The organism is Pantoea trifolii, from assembly GCF_024506435.1.
GTDB lineage: Bacteria > Pseudomonadota > Gammaproteobacteria > Enterobacterales > Enterobacteriaceae > Pantoea > Pantoea trifolii.
In genome coordinates this window covers 2,366,383-2,385,453 of the sequence record NZ_JANIET010000001.1, presented here as the reverse complement: position 1 = coordinate 2,385,453, position 19,071 = coordinate 2,366,383, and the positions used below count along the sequence as shown (strand labels likewise).

The 19,071-nt window shown below is 60.4% G+C and carries 14 protein-coding genes; 6 read left to right on the top strand and 8 right to left on the bottom strand.

Going from position 1 to position 19,071, the window contains the following annotated elements; genetic code table 11:
• Positions 1-6 precede the first annotated feature (6 nt).
• The 6 genes from nirB to flhE all read left to right on the top strand — a co-directional run bounded on the left by nirB (position 7) and on the right by flhE (position 11,439).
• Positions 7-4,074, top strand: coding sequence for a nitrite reductase large subunit NirB (nirB, locus tag NQH49_RS11080; RefSeq protein WP_256696647.1), 4,068 nt, complete (start codon positions 7-9; stop codon positions 4,072-4,074).
• Positions 4,071-6,674 (top strand): nitrate reductase, encoded by a 2,604-nt coding sequence (locus tag NQH49_RS11075; protein ID WP_256696646.1) that lies wholly within the window; start codon positions 4,071-4,073, stop codon positions 6,672-6,674. Before nirB ends, NQH49_RS11075 begins: the two co-directional genes overlap by 4 nt.
• A gap of 11 nt (positions 6,675-6,685) precedes the next feature.
• A complete protein-coding gene (cobA, locus tag NQH49_RS11070) occupies positions 6,686-7,516 on the top strand; it encodes a uroporphyrinogen-III C-methyltransferase (RefSeq protein WP_256696645.1) in 831 nt (276 codons plus the stop codon).
• A gap of 284 nt (positions 7,517-7,800) precedes the next feature.
• Entirely contained in the window at positions 7,801-8,952 is a 1,152-nt protein-coding gene (gene flhB, locus NQH49_RS11065) for a flagellar biosynthesis protein FlhB (protein ID WP_256696644.1), read from the top strand.
• Positions 8,945-11,032, top strand: a complete 2,088-nt coding sequence (gene flhA / locus NQH49_RS11060) for a flagellar biosynthesis protein FlhA (RefSeq protein WP_008110540.1) — start codon at positions 8,945-8,947, stop codon at positions 11,030-11,032. The genes flhB and flhA overlap by 8 nt, the downstream gene beginning before the upstream one ends.
• Positions 11,032-11,439, top strand: coding sequence for a flagellar protein FlhE (gene flhE, locus NQH49_RS11055; RefSeq protein WP_256696643.1), 408 nt, complete (start codon positions 11,032-11,034; stop codon positions 11,437-11,439). Before flhA ends, flhE begins: the two co-directional genes overlap by 1 nt.
• 45 nt (positions 11,440-11,484) lie before the next feature.
• Here flhE and NQH49_RS11050 read toward each other — a convergent pair whose 3' ends face one another.
• From NQH49_RS11050 to galB, 8 genes are all read right to left on the bottom strand, one after another.
• Positions 11,485-12,798 (bottom strand): c-type cytochrome, encoded by a 1,314-nt coding sequence (locus tag NQH49_RS11050; protein WP_256696642.1) that lies wholly within the window; start codon positions 12,796-12,798, stop codon positions 11,485-11,487.
• 10 nt (positions 12,799-12,808) lie between these two features.
• Positions 12,809-14,410, bottom strand: coding sequence for a GMC family oxidoreductase (locus tag NQH49_RS11045; protein ID WP_256696641.1), 1,602 nt, complete (start codon positions 14,408-14,410; stop codon positions 12,809-12,811).
• Entirely contained in the window at positions 14,403-14,930 is a 528-nt protein-coding gene (locus NQH49_RS11040; protein ID WP_256696640.1) for a sugar dehydrogenase complex small subunit, read from the bottom strand. Before NQH49_RS11040 ends, NQH49_RS11045 begins: the two co-directional genes overlap by 8 nt.
• Positions 14,931-14,945: 15 nt before the next feature.
• Positions 14,946-15,401 carry a GlcG/HbpS family heme-binding protein gene (locus tag NQH49_RS11035; RefSeq protein WP_061718565.1) on the bottom strand — a complete coding sequence of 152 codons (456 nt, stop codon included), beginning with the start codon at positions 15,399-15,401 and terminating at the stop codon, positions 14,946-14,948.
• 116 nt (positions 15,402-15,517) lie between these two features.
• On the bottom strand, positions 15,518-16,402 hold the full coding sequence (locus NQH49_RS11030; protein ID WP_256696639.1) for an NAD(P)-dependent oxidoreductase: 885 nt from the start codon (positions 16,400-16,402) through the stop codon (positions 15,518-15,520).
• A gap of 3 nt (positions 16,403-16,405) precedes the next feature.
• Positions 16,406-17,494 carry a 4-oxalomesaconate tautomerase gene (locus NQH49_RS11025; protein WP_256696638.1) on the bottom strand — a complete coding sequence of 363 codons (1,089 nt, stop codon included), beginning with the start codon at positions 17,492-17,494 and terminating at the stop codon, positions 16,406-16,408.
• Between the two features lie 3 nt (positions 17,495-17,497).
• Positions 17,498-18,211, bottom strand: a complete 714-nt coding sequence (locus NQH49_RS11020; protein WP_256696637.1) for a 4-carboxy-4-hydroxy-2-oxoadipate aldolase/oxaloacetate decarboxylase — start codon at positions 18,209-18,211, stop codon at positions 17,498-17,500.
• Positions 18,208-18,948: a 4-oxalmesaconate hydratase gene (galB, locus tag NQH49_RS11015; protein WP_061718569.1), complete on the bottom strand. Its 741-nt coding sequence runs from the start codon at positions 18,946-18,948 to the stop codon at positions 18,208-18,210. The genes NQH49_RS11020 and galB overlap by 4 nt, the downstream gene beginning before the upstream one ends.
• Positions 18,949-19,071: the final 123 nt, after the last annotated feature.

Sequence of the window (19,071 nt, the reverse complement as noted above, 5' to 3'; positions counted from 1 at the left end):
ACAACCATGGTGCAGCGACTGGTAGTGATCGGTAACGGCATGGCGGCGATGCGCATGGTGGAAACCTTGCTGCAACGTGCGCCGGGTCGCTACGCCATCACGGTGATTGGCCGTGAGCCGCACGGCAATTATAACCGGGTGCTGCTGTCGCCGGTGCTGGCGGGCGAAAAAGCCTTTGCTGACACGGTGCTCCACGCGCCCGAATGGTATGCGGCACATCAAGTGCAACTGCTGATGGGTGAAGAGGCGCTGCAGGTGGATATCCCTGCGCGCACAGTACAAACCGACCAGCGCAGACTGCACTGGGACAAGCTGGTGTTCGCCTGCGGTTCGAGGCCGCGCATGCCGGAAATGCCCGGCATCCATCGCCCACAGGTGCAGGGTTTTCGCACGGTGCGAGACGTGGAAACCATGCTAACGCAGCAAGGTCCGGTGGTGGTGCTGGGCGGAGGATTTATTGGTGTGGAAGCCGCAGCAGCGCTGCGTCAGCGTGGACGTGACGTCACGCTGCTGCATCATCGCCCGTGGCTGCTTGATCGCCAGCTGGATGCCAAAGCGGGTGCGCTTTTGCAGCAGCATCTGACACAGCGCGGTATTCGCTGTCGGCTCGGCGTCTCTTTGCAGGCCATTGACGCGGAAAGCGTCACGCTCAGCGACGGCGCGATTATCGCGGCGGAACAGGTGGTGATCGCCATCGGCGTGCAGCCGGAGATCGCGTTGGCGCAGGCGGCGGGCGTGCCTTGCCAGCGCGGCATTCTGGTTAACCGTCAACTGCAGACCGCGCTACCGCATGTGTATGCGCTCGGCGAGTGCTGCGAAATCAGCGGCGAAACCTTTGGCTTGATTGCGCCTTGCCTGGCGCAGGCCGCCGTACTGGCAGCACAACTGGCGGGTGAACCCGTGGCCGACTTTCACTACCAGGAAAACGGTACGCGGCTGAAAGTCAGCGGCATAGAGATGTTCAGTGCGGGCGATATCCGCGAAGGCGACGCCATCAGCAGCTTTGACCCGCTGCACCAGCACTATCGCCGTCTGTTTTTGCGCGATGGCGCACTGCGCGGCGTGCTGATGTTTGGCGACAGCCAGGCGGCAGGCACGCTGCTACCGCAACTTCAACAGGCCGCGCAGGTGGGCATTAACGCGCTGTTCGGTCTTGACGACAACACAACGCAGCCAAGCGCTGCAGGAAGCCAGATGATGAGCAAACCTCTTCTCGCCGTGGTTGGACACGGCATGGTCAGCCACCATTTTCTCGAACAGCTGGTGAGTCGTGAACTGCATCAGCACTATCACATCGTGGTATACGGCGATGAGCCGCAGATGGCCTACGATCGCGTGCACCTTACCGAATACTTCAACGGCAAAAGTGCGGGCGATTTGTCACTGGTCAGCGATAACTTCTTCCAGCAACACGGCATCGAACTGCGCAGCGGTTGTGAAGTGCTGGCAATTGACAGTGCAAAACGCAGCCTGCGTGATACCAGCGGCGCGGAATTGAGCTGGGATAAACTGGTGCTGGCGACCGGCTCGGTGCCGTTTGTACCGCCGGTTCCCGGCCACGATCATGCGCGTTGTTTTGTATACCGCACACTGGCCGATCTGGATGCGATTGCTGACTGTGCCCGAAAGGCGACGCGCGGAGTGGTGATTGGAGGCGGGCTGCTCGGACTGGAAGCCGCCAACGCATTGAAACAGCTCGGTCTGGAAACCCATGTGGTGGAGTTCGCGCCGCGTCTGATGGCGGTGCAGTTGGATGACGGCGGCGCGCAGATGCTGCGCGGCAAAATCAGCGCACTGGGCGTACAAGTTCATACCAGCAAGCAAACTGAAGCGATTGAAAGCCTGCCGGATGGCAGCCTGCAACTACGTTTTGCCGATGGCAGCCTGCTGGCAACGGACCTGCTGGTATTTTCAGCCGGCATCCGTCCGCGCGATGCACTGGCGCGCGCCGCTGGACTGCAACTGGGCGAACGCGGTGGCATTCTGATCAACGACGCTTGCGCCACCAGCGCCGCAGATGTCTATGCGATTGGCGAATGCGCGCTGTGGCAAGGGCAAATTTTCGGTTTGGTTGCGCCGGGGTATCAAATGGCGCGCGTACTGGCGGCGCAGCTGGCGCAGGAAGAGCTGGCGTTCAGCGGTGCCGACATGAGCACGAAACTGAAGTTGCTCGGCGTGGAAGTGGCCTCTTTTGGCGATGCGCACGGGCGTACCGCTGACAGCCAAAGCTATCAGTGGATCGATAATCCAAAGGGCATCTACAAAAAACTGGTGGTGTGCAAAAATCGCAAAACGCTGCTTGGCGGCGTGCTGGTGGGCGATAGCGCAGATTACGCCAGCCTGCTGCAGATGATGCTAAATCAGTTACCGCTACCGGAAGAGCCAGAGAGCCTCATATTGCCTCAGTTAGCGGGAGCGCCGGCTAAAGCGCCGGGCGTCGCCGCGTTGCCAGACAGCGCGCAAATCTGCTCGTGCCATAACGTCAGCAAGGCGGACATTTGCGGCGCGGTGCAGGGCGGCTGCGGTGACATGGCGGCGATCAAAAGCTGCACCAAAGCGGCGACCGGCTGCGGTGGGTGTAGCGCATTAGTCAAACAGGTGATGGAGTTCCAGCTCGCCAGCCAGGGCGTGGAAGTGAAGAAGGATCTCTGCGAGCACTTTGCCTACTCACGTCAGGAGCTGTATCACCTGATCCGCGTCGGCAACATCACCACCTTCGAGCAGCTATTGCAGCTCAACGGGCGCGGACAGGGCTGTGAAGTGTGCAAGCCGCTGGTGGGATCATTGCTGGCATCATGCTGGAATGACTACTTACTGAAGCCCGAACATCTGCCGCTGCAGGATACCAACGATCGCTACTTCGCCAACATCCAGAAAGATGGCACCTATTCGGTGGTACCGCGTGTGCCAGCCGGTGAAATTACGCCGCAAGGGTTAATTGCGATTGGTGAAGTAGCCGCCCGTTACGATCTCTACACCAAAATCACCGGGGGTCAGCGCATCGATCTGTTCGGTGCGCGGCTCGATCAGCTACCGGATATCTGGGAACACTTAATCGCGGCGGGTTTCGAAACCGGTCACGCTTATGGCAAATCGCTGCGCACGGTAAAATCCTGCGTTGGTTCAACCTGGTGCCGCTACGGCGTGCAGGATTCCACCGCATTTGCCATCGCATTAGAGAATCGCTACAAAGGGCTGCGCGCACCGCACAAAATTAAAATGGCGGTTTCCGGCTGCACGCGTGAATGCGCCGAAGCGCAGAGCAAGGACATTGGCGTAATCGCCACGGAAAAAGGCTGGAACCTGTATGTCTGCGGCAACGGCGGGATGAAACCGCGTCATGCCGATCTGTTTGCCAGCGATCTTGATGATGAAACCCTGCTGCGCTACGTTGACCGTATTTTGATGTTCTATATCCGCACCGCCGATCGTCTGCAGCGCACCAGCGTGTGGATGGATAACATGGAAGGTGGACTCGACTATCTGCGTCAGGTGGTGATCGAGGATTCACTTGGCATGGCCGCGCAACTGGAGCAGGAGATGCAGCGCGTAGTGGATCGCTATCAGTGCGAATGGCACAGCACGCTGCAGGATCCTTCGCGTCGCGCCTTGTTTACCGCCACCGTGAACAGCGCGCAGCCCGACGAGACGCTCAACTATGTGCAGGTGCGCGGTCAGCGTCAGCCAGCGACAGCAGACAGCATTCCGGTCACCACGTTGCCGGCAGAACCCTGGAGTGCCATTTGCCCTGTCGACGCTATCCCGCCGTCTGCGGGTATGGGTGCGCGGCTGGGCGGCCAGCGTGTGGCCTTGTTCCGCTTGGGCGAGGCGATTTATGCGCTGGAAGATATTGAGCCCGGCACGCAAGCCAGCGTGCTGTCGCGTGGTATTCTCGGCGATGTAGCGGGCGAGCCGGTGGTGATATCACCGCTCTACAAGCAGCGCGTGCGGCTGCGCGACGGACAAAGCCTCGATAACGCAGACCATCAACTGCGCTGCTGGCCGGTGCGCGTGGAGGGCGGCAAAGTGTGGCTCGGCCCTCAGCCGATTATTGCGCTGGCGGCGGCCTCATGAAAACCACCTGTCCGTACTGCGGCGTTGGCTGTGGCGTGGAGGTGAAAGCCCTGGATGTGCCGGTAAGCGGCGACCGCCAGCATCCGGCTAATTTCGGTCGGCTATGCGTTAAGGGTTCGGCGCTGGGCGAGACCCTGACGCATGACGGTCGTTTGCTCTGGCCGCAGATTGATGGTCAGCGCGTCAGTATCGATGCCGCATTGGACCATGTGGCAGCGGGTTTCCGGCGCATCATCGATCAACATGGCCCGCAGGCGGTGGCCTTTTACGGCTCCGGTCAACTGCTGACGGAGGATTATTACACCGCCAATAAGCTGATGAAGGGCTTTATCGGCGCTGCCAACATCGATACCAATTCACGGCTGTGTATGGCGTCGGCGGTGGTGGGTTACAAACGCGCTTTCGGTGCCGATGCGGTGCCGTGCTGCTATGACGATCTTGAACAGGCTGATGTCGTGGTGTTGGTCGGCTCCAATGCAGCATGGGCGCATCCGGTGGCGTGGCAGCGGCTGGTGCAAGCCAAAGCCGAACGCCCAGAGATGCAGCTGGTGGTGATCGATCCGCGTCGTACGGCCAGCGGTGACCTTGCTGACCTGCATCTGGCGCTGCAACCGGGATCCGATAGCGCGCTGTTTGCCGGGCTGCTGAACTGGCTGGCGCGCAATGCGGGTATTGATACCAGCATGTTGCCACATCTGGCCAATGTGGAGGCGACCTTAGCGGCCTGTGAGGCGTGGGATGTGGCGGCGGTCGCCGCTGCTTGCCAGCTGAGTGAGCATGAGATTGTGGGGTTCTGGCAGCTGTTCGCCGCGCAACCGCGCGTGCTGACGCTGTGGTGCATGGGCATCAATCAGTCACAAACCGGCAGCGATAACAACAACGCCATCCTCAATGCGCATCTGCTGAGCGGCAAAATCGGCCGTGCGGGCTGCGGACCGTTTTCGCTTACCGGACAGCCCAACGCCATGGGCGGCCGTGAAGTGGGCGGCTTAGCCAATCAACTGGCGGCGCACATGGGCTTTAGCGCAGCAGAGGTTGATCGTGTTGCGCGCTTTTGGGGGAGCGATCGTGTTGCGCAGCAGCCGGGACTGACGGCGGTAAATCTGTTCAACGCCATCGAACGCGGCGACGTCAAGGCGGTGTGGATCATGGGTACCAATCCCGCCGTTTCGATGCCGGAAGGTAACCGCGTGGCGCAGGCGCTGGCGAATTGCGAGCTGGTGGTGGTGTCGGAAGTCAGCGCCCACAGCGACACGGCACAGTTTGCTGACGTGCTACTTCCGGCGCAGGCGTGGGGTGAGAAAAACGGCACCGTGACTAACTCGGAGCGGCGTATCTCACGTCAGCGCAGTTTTACCGCGCCAGCCGGTGAGGCCAAAGCAGATTGGTGGCTGCTGGCGCAGGTGGCGCAGCGGCTCGGTTTTGGCGCGGCCTTTGCCTGGCAGCATCCATGCGAGATTTTCGCCGAGCATGCCGCGCTGTCCGGTTTTGAGAATCACGGCACGCGCGCCTTTGATATCAGCGCGCTGGCAACCATCACTCGTGAGCAATATGACCAGTTAGCGCCGGTGCAGTGGCCGATCACTGCCGCGTCACCCAACGGCACCGCGCAGCTGTTTGCCGATCGCCGCTTTTACCATGCCGATGGCAAAGCGCGTCTGCTGCCGCCCGCGATGCCGATTAAAACCCTCACGACCAATGATTATCCGCTGCTGATGAACACCGGCCGCATCCGCGATCAGTGGCACACCATGACGCGCACCGGCAACGTGTCGCGCCTGATGCAGCATTACGATGAACCCTTTGTCGCGCTAAACCCGCTGGATGCGGCGGCCCACGGCTTGCGCCACGGCGATGTGACGCGCGTGCAGTCGGTGCTGGGCTGGTACAGCGGACGCGTGACCCTCGACAGCGGCCTGCAGCGTGGGCAACTCTTTGTGCCGATGCACTGGACAAGGCAGTTCAGCGGGCAGGCCAACGTCGATGGATTAGTCGCGGCCACCTGTTGTCCCGATTCCGCTCAGCCAGCGTTGAAACAAACAGTGGTGCGTTTGCAACCCCTGCGTCCGACGTGGCAAGGCTGGCTGTGGCTGCCGGACATCATCACGCCGCCTGCGTTACTCTACTGGTCGCGTGCGCCGCAGCCCGGCGTACAGCGCTATGTGCTGGCGGGCAACGCTCATGCTGGAGAATGGCTGATGCAACTGCCCGGCATGTCCGCATTGCAATGGCAGCAGGCGCAGGCAGGACAGCAATTGCACTGGCTTGGCTGGCGCGAGGACAAGTTGGCATGTGCCTTTTATGCCGCGCCCTGGCTGCCAGAAATCGATCACCCCTTTATCGCGCAGGCCTTCAGCCAGCCGCCCGATTCGCCGCAGCAGCGACATGCGCTGTTAGGTGGACGACCAACGCAGGGTGGCAGCCACGGACGAACCCTTTGCAGCTGCTTTGGCGTCGGAGAAGTGGCGATTCGCCGGGCTATCGCCGAGGGCTGTGATTCCCCGGCGGCGCTTGGCGCGGTGTTGAAATGCGGCACCAACTGCGGCTCCTGTATTCCGGAGCTCAAACAACTGCTCTCATCTCTGCGCGTGGCGCAGTAACGGAAAACATCATGACTCAAGCCAGTGAATCCCTCGACAAGCTGTTTAATCCGCGTGACGGCGAACAAGCGCAAGGTGGCGTCTGGCTGGTTGGGGCCGGGCCGGGGGACGTAGAACTGCTCACCTTAAAAGCATGGCGGCTGATCAACAGCGCCGATGTGGTGGTGTATGACCGGTTGGTGAGCGAGGCGATCATGGCGGAAGTGCCGCCGGAGACGCTGGCGATTGATGTCGGCAAGAAGCCCGGCAGCCACGGTTTGAAGCAGGCGCAAATTAATCAGCTGCTGGTGGATTTAGCCCGCAGCGGGCGGCAAGTGGTGCGGCTCAAAGGTGGCGATCCCTTTATTTTCGGGCGCGGCGGTGAAGAGATGCTCTATCTACAACAGGCGGGAATCACCTGCCAGATCGTGCCGGGTATTACCGCCGCCGCCGGATGCGCGGCAGCCAGCGGCATTCCGCTCACGCACCGTGATTGCGCACAGTCGCTGCGGTTCATTACCGGTCACGGCAAAAGCGGTGAACCGCAGCTGGATGATGCTAGCCTCGCCGCCGACAACCAGACGCTGGTGTTTTATATGGGGCTGAAATGGAGTGCCAGCATCAGCGCACAGCTGCAGGCGCAGGGCCGCAGCGCGCAGACGCCGGTAGCCATTATTGAGAACGGCACGCGCGCCGATCAGCGGGTGATGATCACTACACTGGCTGAGCTGGCACATACCGTTGAGGTGCAACAAGCACAATCACCGGCGTTATTGTTGATTGGTGACGTGGTGCGCTTTTATCGCCATCCGGTCAGCATTAACGCACATTCGAGTAAGGTCGCGGCGCCATTTATGGCGTAATGCACGTCAGTTAAGCATCTTTCGGTCACCATAAATGGCGACCCTACAAAGGATTAGCGCGCTTTTCGTAGGGTGTGCATTCATGCGCACCTGCATTCATGCGCACCTGCATACATATGCAAACTAATGCTTAACTGAGCGGCGTTTCGTCATTTATGGCGACCCATCAGCCCACAATTTCACTTATGGCTAAATAAGCTCACATTTCCCCCCTTTAATCCGCGCTTTAGCCTGACGGGGTTTTGGCATTCTATGCTCAGAATTCCTGCCAGCTGAGGTATGTCGTGGCTGAAGAGAGTAACGAGGACAAAACAGAATCGCCCACGCCCCACCGACTTGAAAAAGCGCGTGAAGAGGGGCAGATTCCGCGTTCGCGCGAGCTGACTTCAGTGATGATGCTGTTGATTGGATTGCTGATCCTGTGGATTGGCGGCAACAGCATGGCGGAGCGTCTGGCAAGCATGGTCGCCACCGGTTTTCGTTTTGACCATGGCATGGTCAGCGATGACAAAGTCATCATCGGTCATATCGGCAGCCTGATTAAGCAGGCGGTGATCGCGCTGCTGCCGCTGATGGGTGGCTTAGTGGTGGTGGCAATTGCCGGACCGATGGCGCTGGGCGGCCTTAACTTCAGCGGTAAATCCATCAAGTTCGATCTCAAAAAACTTAACCCGCTCACCGGTATCGGCCGCATGTTCTCTGGTCAAACCGCCGCTGAGCTGGTGAAATCGATTATGAAAGCGGTGTTGGTGGGCATCGTCGCCGGTTGGTACATCTGGAGCCACTGGCAAGAGATGCTGCGTTTGATGAGCGAATCGCCCATCAACGCGCTGCATCATGGTTTATCAATGATCGCCGCCTGCTGCGGGCTGATCATGCTCGGCCTGTTCCCGATGGTCGGCTTTGACGTGTTCTGGCAGCTTTATAGCTACTTCAAAAAGCTGAAGATGACGCGCCAGGAAATTCGTGACGAACACAAACAGAACGAAGGCGATCCGCACGTCAAAGGGCGCATTCGTCAGGCGATGCGCGCCGCCGCCCGTCGTCGCATGATGGCCGATGTGCCGAAAGCCGATGTCATCGTCACTAACCCAACGCACTACTCGGTGGCGCTGAAGTATCAGGAAGGCAAGATGAGTGCGCCGAAAGTGATTGCCAAAGGCGCCGGCGATATCGCACTAAAGATTCGTGAGCTCGCCAAAGAGCACCGTATCCCGATTCTCGAAGCACCGCCGCTGGCGCGTGCGTTGTATCGACACACAGAAATTGGTCAGTTCATCCCCGGCGCGCTGTATGGTGCGGTGGCAGAAGTGCTGGCCTGGGTTTGGCAGCTGCGACGCTGGAAGCGCGAAGGCGGCCTGATTCCAAACAAACCAAAAAACCTGCCGGTTCCGGCAGACATGGACTTTGCAGGAGAGAACACTAACGATGGCTAATTTAGCCGAGAAGCTGCGTTTACCGGGCAACTTTAAAGACACGCAATGGCAGGTGCTGGCGGGACCGGTACTGATCATGTTGATCCTGTCGATGATGGTGCTGCCGTTACCCGCATTCATTCTTGACCTGCTGTTCACCTTCAACATTGCGCTGTCAATCATGGTGCTGCTGGTGGCGATGTTCACCCAGCGCACGCTGGAGTTCGCCGCATTCCCGACCATTCTGCTGTTCTCGACGCTGCTGCGTCTGGCGCTGAACGTCGCCTCAACCCGTATCATTCTGCTGGAAGGCCATACCGGTGCCGATGCCGCCGGACGCGTGGTGGAAGCCTTTGGTCACTTCCTCGTTGGCGGTAACTTCGCCATCGGTATCGTGGTGTTCATCATCCTCGTCATCATCAACTTTATGGTTATCACCAAGGGTGCGGGACGTATCGCCGAAGTCGGCGCGCGTTTTGTGCTGGATGGTATGCCAGGTAAGCAGATGGCGATCGATGCCGACCTCAACGCCGGTTTAATTGGCGAACAGGAAGCCAAACAGCGCCGTACGGAAGTGACGCAGGAAGCCGATTTCTACGGCTCGATGGACGGTGCGAGTAAGTTTGTTCGTGGTGACGCCATCGCGGGTATCCTGATCATGGTGATCAACATCATCGGCGGCCTGTTGGTCGGCGTGGTGCAGCACGGCATGGATCTCGGCCATGCGGGCGAAACCTACACGCTGTTAACCATCGGTGACGGCCTGGTGGCGCAGATCCCGGCGCTAGTGATCTCCACCGCGGCGGGTGTCATCGTGACGCGCGTGGGCACCGATCAGGATGTCGGCGAGCAGATGGTGACCCAGCTGTTCAAGAACCCGCGCGTACTGATGCTGAGTGGCGGCGTGATTGGTTTGCTTGGCCTGGTGCCGGGTATGCCAAACCTGGTGTTCCTGCTGTTTACCGCTGCGCTGCTGGGTTTGGCCTGGTGGTTACGCGGACGCGAAATGCAGCCGAAGAAACCAACCGAAGCCTCAAGCCTGGTGAAAACCCAGGAAACGCCGGCCACCGTGGAAGCGTCGTGGACCGATGTGCAGCTGGAAGATTCACTCGGCATGGAAGTGGGTTATCGCCTGATTCCGATGGTCGATCACCTGCAAAACGGCGAACTGCTGGGGCGTATCCGCAGTATTCGTAAGAAGGTGGCGCAGGAGGTCGGCTTCCTGCCGCCGGTGGTGCATATCCGTGACAACATGGAGCTGCCGCCCGCGCGTTATCGCATCCTGATGAAAGGCGTGGAAATTGGCAGCGGCGATGCCTATCCTGGCCGCTGGATGGCGATCAACCCGGGCACCGCCGCCGGTTCGCTGCCGGGCGAGCCGACCGTCGATCCGGCCTTTGGTCTGGCGGCGATCTGGATCGACAGCGCCCTGAAAGAGCAGGCGCAGATTCAGGGCTTTACCGTGGTCGAAGCCAGCACCGTGGTGGCGACGCACCTCAATCACCTGATTGGACAATACGCCAGCGAGCTGTTTGGCCGTCAGGAAGCGCAGCAGCTGTTGGATCGCGTCACGCAGGAGATGCCGAAGCTGACCGAAGATCTGGTGCCAGGCGTCATTACCCTGACCACGCTGCACAAAGTGCTGCAAAACCTGCTGACCGAGCGCGTCTCGATTCGCGATATGCGCACCATTATTGAAACCCTGGCGGAACATGCGCCGGTGCAGAACGATCCGCAAGAGCTGACCAGCGTGGTACGTGTGGCGCTGGGACGGGCGATTACCCAACAGTGGTTCCCTGGCAACGGCGAAGTGCAGGTGATTGGCCTCGACGCTACGCTGGAACGTCTGCTGCTGCAGGCGCTGCAGGGTGGCGGCGGCCTTGAGCCGGGTCTGGCGGATCGCTTACTGGTGCAGGCGCAAGGTGCACTGCAGCAGCAAGAGATGGCGGGCGCGCCGCCGGTGCTGCTGGTCAATCATCCGCTGCGTGCGCTGCTGGCGCGTTTCCTGCGCCGCAACCTGCCGCAGCTGATTGTGCTGTCGAATATGGAGCTGACCGACAACCGTCAAATCCGTATGACCGCCACCATTGGAGGCAAGTAATGCGTCGCTGGTGCTGGGCATTGATGATGTTGCCGATGATGGCGCTGCCGCTCGCTGTCGATGCGGCCAGCGGTGCCTGGAGCGCCAGCGCCAGCGGCCCGAGCATGGGCGTACGCGGTAACTGGCTGATGACGCCAGCGCTGCGCGCGCCCTCCAGCGCGCCGGGTAACATCTCGCTGGTGAACTGGCGTTATCAGCTCAGCCGTCCTGCGCCTTCGGGTTTGCAGGTACGTTTGTGCGCGGGCGATCGTTGTGTCGAGATTGAAGGTGCTAGCGGCAGTACGCGTGGCTTAGCCAACGTTGCGGCGGAAGAGACGCTGCATCTGGCGTTTGGCTTTCAGGGGAAGGGCGCATTGCCGCCGGGCTTGCGCGTGGTGAGCAGTGAAGTGACGGTGAATTACCAGTAACGCGTGTTACATCGGCGGCGCGTCCTGCACCGCCGAATACGTTAATTAAGGCTTATCTCCCTGACCGTAAATCGGTGGTGAAGCCAGTTTTGCATCCTCTCTTAATTCTTTCACCTGCTTCGCATCCACCTTGGCCGCCGCCGGATTACCAAACTGCTGGGTCACAAAGTTACTGACATCCGCCACCTGTTGGTCACTCAGTTCCGGCGCAAAGGCCGGCATAAAGACTTCGCCCTCGGTCATATGGCGATGAACGCCGTTGAGGATCACCGATACCACGTTCAGCGCATCTGCCGCGCCGGTGCTGGTGTGATGGAACAGTGACGGATAGGCATGGAAACCGCTGCCCGATCCCGCACCTTCCGCGCCATGACAGCTGGCACAGTTACCGGCAAACACGACCGCGCCGGGCTGGGCGTTGCGGGTCGCATCATCGGCACCGCGCAGTGCAATCAACGCGGTGGAAGGTTGTCCCCAACTGTCGCGCGCACGGGTTTGCTGCGCGTCCGGCTGCGGCTTGACGCTGCGCAGATAGGTGGCGATGTCCTGCAAATCACTCTCCGGCAGATATTGCAGGCTGTGCTCAATCGCTTCGGCCATCGGACCAGAGGCGCTGGCTTTATTGGCAACAAACCCGGTTTTCAGATAGGTCACTAGCTGCTGCTGGCTCCAGTCACCGATGCCTGCCTGCTTATCTGGCGTAATGTTGAACGCCATCCAGCCGCCGAGATCGCCGCCCGCCAGTGCTTTATCGTTGTCCATGCCCATGGTCAGATTACGTGGCGTATGACAGGTGCCGCAGTGCGCCAGCGCTTCAACCAGGTAACGACCATTATTCCACTGCGCGCTCTGCTGCGTATCGGTCTGCAATTCGCCCTTATCGAAGTTGAACCACTTCCAGAAGCGCATGCCCCAGCGTTGGTTGAACGGGAACGGCAGGTCGGTTTGCGGTGAAGCCTGATGCACCGGCGGCATCGACAGCAGATAGGCTTTGATGGCCAGCACATCGTCGCGCTTCATTTTAGTGAAGGAGTCATACGGCATTGCCGGATAGAGCTGCTCGCCGTTTTTGCCAATGCCGTCGCGCACTGCGGCCACGAACTGATCGTCGCTCCAGCTGCCAATACCGTACTGCTTATCGGAGGAGATATTGCTGCCCCAGATCTGGCCAAAAGGCGTACTGACCGCAAAGCCGCCGCCAAACAGCGGGCCGTTGGTCGCGGTGTGACAGGCGGTACAGTCACCGGCGCGCGCCAGATATTCGCCGCGCTTAATCTGGGCGGCATTGTCCGCCGCCTGCGCCATGGCGCACTGCATCAGGACCACCGCGATAGCGGCCTGAATAAATACAGGTTTCATCGGGTGCTCCTTACAAGCTTGCCAGAACGCTATCGGCCATACGCAGCGCCAGCGCGGTGCCGGTCAGCGTTGAGTTAACCGTCGAGGCCGATGGCATAATGCCGGTACCGGCGATAAACAGGTTCGGGTGATCGTGAGTACGGCAGTGACCGTCCACCACCGAATCCTGCGGATTGCTGCCCATGATCATGGTGCCGGTGATGTGCTGGTTGTTGTCGTAAACGCCGCGCTTGCTGTAAACCGCTTCCGTTCCGCCCATCTCTTTCGCCATGCGCTGAAAGTCGATCATCGACTGGTCATAGCCGCGATGCACGTATTCCGGGAAGCTGTAGTAAACCTCAAGGCGGGGAATGCCCCAGGCATCCTTCTCGGTTTTGCTCAGCGTGACGCGGTTTTGCGGTTCCGGCAGCATCTCCAGCAAACACTTCAGCTGGACAAAGCGCTCGGCCTGGAAGGCCAGTTTGTCGTTCAGCGCCTTGCCGTAATAGCCCTGACGCACCAGTCGTTCGGTGAGATAGCGCACCGGCGAGGTGTTGGCGAGATCGATACGCAGCGCCGAGCGCTCACCACGGAAAGCGCCGTCGCGCATATTGTTGATGCTGCCGGGACGCATTGGCCCACGGCCAAACCACACCGGCTCATCGGCGTAGAACTCCACTGACGATCCTGGATGATCCATCAGGTTGCGGCCCACCATGCCGGAACTGTTGGCGATGCCGTTCGGGTAGCGATCGCTGGTGGAGAGCAGCAGGATTTTCGGGCTTTCGATGCCGTTGGCGGTGAGGACAAACTGTTTACCGGTCACGCGATGGCGCGCTTTGTTCTGATCGAGATAGTGCACCGCCTGAATGGTGCCTTTGTCGTCGGCCTCAATGCGAAACACCACTGCGTTGGTAACGATTTTCACACCGGCATCCAGCGCTTTACGTGCGGCGATACCGCCGTGATACTGCGCGTCAATCGGGCAAACCGGCATGCAGTTATTGTTGCCGCAGCAGGCCGGGCGACCGTCATAGGCGATGCTGTTGCGCGCCTGCGGGCCAATGCCGACCTCATAACCCAGCGGACCGAGTCGCTGCTTCAGACGATCGAAGCCGTACGGCAGCGGAATGCCCGGCAGCGGATAAGGGCGTGAACGCGGCGAATCCAGATCGCTGTCGCCGGAAACACCCATCTGGTATTCGGCGTCGCAATAATAAGGTTCCAGCTCGTCATAGCTGATCGGCCAGTCGCGGCCAATGCCGTACAGCGACTGAATGCGCATATCGTTCGGCAACAGGCGGAACGCTTGTCCAGCCCAGTGCCATGTGGTGCCGCCGGTGCCGCGCAGATATTGGGCGCGATAGGGATCCGGGCCTTTCTGGATCAGGTAATTGTTATCGCTGGGAATGAATTTCGGCTGCGGTGCCCACGGCTGCGGCGGATAAGGTTCGGTGAAGTCGCCCTTAAACGGCGAGTTGCGGAAATACTCCACCGCCTGATCGCGTTTAATCTCCGGGCCGGACTCCAGCATCAATACCGATGCGCCGGCTTTGGCCATCTTTAACGCTGCCAGTGAACCGGCAATCCCAGCGCCAATCACCACCACATCGGCGCTTAATGAATCAGACATGTGCTCTCCTTGCCGGCGGCTGCGTCCAGAAGTTAGGTTGCCCCGGCGCGTAGCTCGGCGGTAACAGGGAATCGCGCAGCAGCTGATAGCTGACGATATTCTCAAAAGCGATGCATTGCGGGCGCGGCAGCGGGCCAACAACGCCGAGATACCAGCCGGAAACCAGCGCCTGATAAAGATCGTTAAGGGTTTTAGGCTGCGTATTCAGCAGCGCCAGCAGGCTGCTGCCGTTGGCGGCGGGTTGCTGTTGCAGCAGCGCGTTGAACGTATCGAGCTGGCTATCCAGCTGCGGGAAGTGGTCGTGCAGCCAGCTGTAGAGGCGCTGCGCCAGCAGGGCATCCGGCTGGTCCAGTCCGGTTAATCGGGCAGAAATCGCAGTGAAACTGGCAGAAGGCGCGACTGCGGCGGCCAGCGGCGGCGAGGCGAGAGCCCGGCTGCCGGGAAGCGCCTGCGTCAGGACGCCAGCCACCAGCAGGCTCGCCGTGCCGGTCAGCAACCGGCGGCGTGAAAGAGTCATCATGGAAATTCCCGAACGTTATTTCAGCGCCTGAGCGGCAGCCTCTGAAGCCTGGTTATCCAGATCCTGTTTAGGGGTGCTGACGCCGACCGCGCCGACCACTTCATTTTGCAGCGTGAGCGGGAAACCGCCGCCGAGCGCTACAGCGTGCGGGATGGCAAGCACGGTGGTTTCGCCGCTCTGCAGACGCTGCATAAATTTCAGGGAAGGAGCGTGATACAGCGCCGAGGTGCGCGCTTTGCCAATCGCGGCATCGACACAGCCCGGCGACGCGCCGTCAAGGCGCTGGAAGGCCAGCAGCGTGCCGCTGGCATCAACCACCGCCACGCAGCCGGTGCTGTGCTGGGCGCTGATGCTGTTTTTCACACTGGTGATAACCTGGTTGGTGTGGCTGGCGTCCAGCGCGGCTGCGCTGGCCTGGCCAATACCCGCTGCCAGCAGCAGGGAAAGGGCGACAGATGCTCTAATCTTCATGTTTTGCTTCCGATAGTTATTGTTTTAAAACCTGCTTCTCGTCTCGCTTACGCTACGCTGTTGCAAAAATGTAAACAATTGCCGATAAACAAAACGCATACCTCTATGCGTATAACTCATTGAGGTGGATAGATCTTATCCAGCGTCTGTTGCCAGACGAACGGCGTCAGTTGTTGATAGCGCAGGGAACGAGCGTTTAACGCATCAATCAGCCCTTGCTGCGTGGCAACAATCGCTGCGCTCATGGCGGCTGGTACCTTGACGTCCTGCAGCGTTTTCACCACTTCCTGCATCTCTTCGGCGCGTCGCTGGCCGTGCTCCGCCACGCGGCTAATCAGGTAGTGCGGCAGCTGATCGTCCCAGCCCAGCGACGGGAAACTGGCGTGCAGCGAGTCGAGTACCGCTTGCTCTACGCCATACTGGCGCGCCGCGCTCAAACATTCGGTGGTCAGCGCCTCGAGGCCTTTGATCATCACGCTGCGGCACATCTTAATCGCTGAAGCTTCACCCACTTCGCTACCCAGCAGGCGGCTGTTGAGGCCCAGCTGTTGCAGCAGCGGCTGCACCTGTGCAGCCTGAGCGCCGCCAATCAGCAGCGGCGTCGCCAGCCGCTTGGGTGGCACCGGCGCCATCACCGCCACGTCGATATAGCTGGCACCGGCGGCGTCAATCACTTCAGCCGCGGCGCGTTTGGTGTGCGGCGCGACGGAATTGAGATCGAGAAAATGCTGCCCAGCCTTTAACAGCGCTACCGCCTGCTGCGCCACGTTGAGGGCCTGCGACGCGGTAACGGTGGAGAACACCAGCGTGGCATCCTGCAGCGCGTCCGCCAGTGAAGCGGCCAATCGCACGCCGCCTTGTTGTGCTTTTTGCTGCAGCGCGGGCAGGGTTTCTGCCGCGAGGGCTTTGCGGTCCCACGCCGTCACCGTGTTGCCCTGCGCCTGTAAGTCCTGGGCGAGAATGCCGCCCGCTTCGCCAAAACCGATGAAGGTGATGTTCATTATTTACTCCTTGCTGAAGGGCCAGACCGCCGCCGGAATCATGACGTCACCGGCAAAAATGGCGCGCGCGGTGCGCAGCAGACCACAGCCCGCCAGCGGGTTATCGCCTTCGCGCTGCAGCAATACGCTGAATTCGCCGCTGGGATGTTCCACGCTCAGACGCTGCTGAGGTTGCTGGCTGGTGCGCGCCAGTCCGTCGGCGACACTGCCGGGGATCAGGCAGGCGCTGGCGACGCTCACCGCGCCGAGCACGCCAATCGAGGCGTGGCAGCGGTGCGGAATAAAAGTGCGTGAGCTGATCGCGCCGCCGTGACGTGCTTCGGCCAGCAGCGTGACTTTGGGCACCGTACGCTGGCTGACATCCCCTAAGTTCATTCGCGGCCCGGCCTGCAGGCGAATCGACTCCAGCCGCTGCTTGAGCTCACTGTCGTTATCCAACGTTTCGCGGCTTTCATAGCCGCTGCGATTGACATCTGCCGCACGGATTAAAATCACCGGCATGCCGTTGTCGATGCAGGTGACATCGATGCCATCAAAACGATCGCGCGGCTGACCGGTCGGCAGCAGCGCGCCACAGCATGATCCGGCAATGTCTTTGAAGGTGAGGGCGATCTCGCCTGCGCTGCCCGGTACGCCATCAATGCGCAGGTCTCCGTCATAGTCGACTTCACCATCAGGCGTGGCGAACGCTGCTTCGGCAATCTGCCCGGTGTTCTGCATGAAAATGCGCACGCGGGTGCGTTGATTGCCTGCCTTTACCAGCCCGCGCTCTACGGCGAAAGGCCCAACGGCGGCGAGGATATTGCCGCAGTTTTGCCCATAATCGACGCTGGGTTGATCGACGTTGACCTGGGCAAACAGGTAATCGACATCGGCATCGTCCCGGTGTGAGACGGTGACGATCGCCACTTTGCTGGTGAGCGGATCGGCCCCGCCGAGACCGTCAATCTGGCGGATATCGGGCGATCCCATCACCGCCAGCAGCACCCGATCGCGGGCCGCAGGATCTGCGGGCAGATCCTGGGCCAGAAAGCAGGCGGCTTTGGAGGTGCCGCCGCGCATCAGTAAGCAGGGAATGCGACGCTGGCGCATGCTTTACTCCTCCAGTTGATCGAGCGTGTCGAGATAGCGCAGTCCTTTTTCCGCCAGGCGTGGGCGCATCTGATAGATATCCAGTCCCAGCTCACCGGCCGCTAAACGCAGGCGTTTACTCTCTTCCAGCTCTTCACGCTGACGCGCTTTGGCTGCCACGCTGGCGGCTTCATCGCGTGCCAACACCACCACGCCGTCGTCATCGGCGACGATCACATCACCCGGCCAGATCAGCTGCCCGGCACACACCAGCGGCACGTTCACCGAACCGAGCGTCTCTTTGACGGTGCCTTGCGCATACACCGCGCGCGACCAGACGGCAAAGCCCATCTCGCGCAGCGTGCGGCTATCACGCACACCGACATCCGCCACCAGTCCACGCACACCGCGCGCTTGTAGCGAGGTCGCCAGCAGATCGCCGAAAAAGCCGTCGCTGCACGGTGAGGTTGGCGCAACCACCAGCACATCGCCCGGCTGACAGAGTTCCACCGCGACGTGGAACATCCAGTTATCGCCTGGTGCCACCAGCACGGTGACCGCACTACCCGCGATGGCGCAATCCTGTTGAATCGGACGAATAGCGGGATCAAGCAAGCCTTTGCGGCCCTGCGCTTCGTGCACGGTAGCGACGCCAAAGCGCGCCAGCGCGTCGATATCCGCGGTTGCCGCGCGGGGAATGTGGCGCACCGCGACGCCTTTTTTCGCGATGATGCTCATGCCAGATCCTCGGTTACGCGCGGGAAGATGCTCTGATAGCCTTCGCCATAAATGATGTCGCGGCTGGTGGTAATCCCGACGTTGCGCTTGGCCTGCACGCCGCGCTGCTGTGCCACGCGCGTGTAGTATTCCCATAGATGTTCCTGCCCGGCCATGCACTGAATCGCCTGATATTTTTTGTCCCACACCGAGGTGATATCCAGCAGCACATCCGGCTTCCAGTTGCACTGCTCAGGCTGGTGCGGTTCGAAGCAGTAAACCGGCGGCGCACCGACAATTTTTTCGCCCGGACGGTAGCCTTCGGCCTGGGCGATAATGCGGGCTTCCTGCGCCAGATGCGTGGCCATTGGGTGATCGTAGTTGTAGGGATCCTGCAACGAATGGGTCAGAACAAAATGCGGCAGCACCCGGCGATAGACGTCGGCAAGGCGGAACAGGGTTTCTTTATCGGCACGCAGCGGATAATCGCCGAGGTCAAAAAATTCAATGCTGGCACCGAGAATCTCGGCGGCGGCCTGCGCCTCGCTGCGGCGGGCGGCTTTGACTTTCGCCTCGCTCATCTCTCCTTTGCGCCACAGCTTGGCCGACTCGCCGCGCTCGCCAAACGAGAGGCAGACAACGTGAACGTCATAGCCCTGCGCATGGTGCAGCGCGATGGCACCGCCGGCGCGCCAGACGAAATCCGCTGAGTGCGCGCTGACCACCAGCGCGGTTTTTTTTGGGGTGTTGTTAGTCATGGCATACTCCTCCGCTGTTTTTTTCCATGCTGTCACTGCCAACCTGGCGGCGATAATTCATTTAATTGCAGCGGGTATGCGTTTTATTTATATTGCGACATCGATCGGCGGCGAAAATGGGCA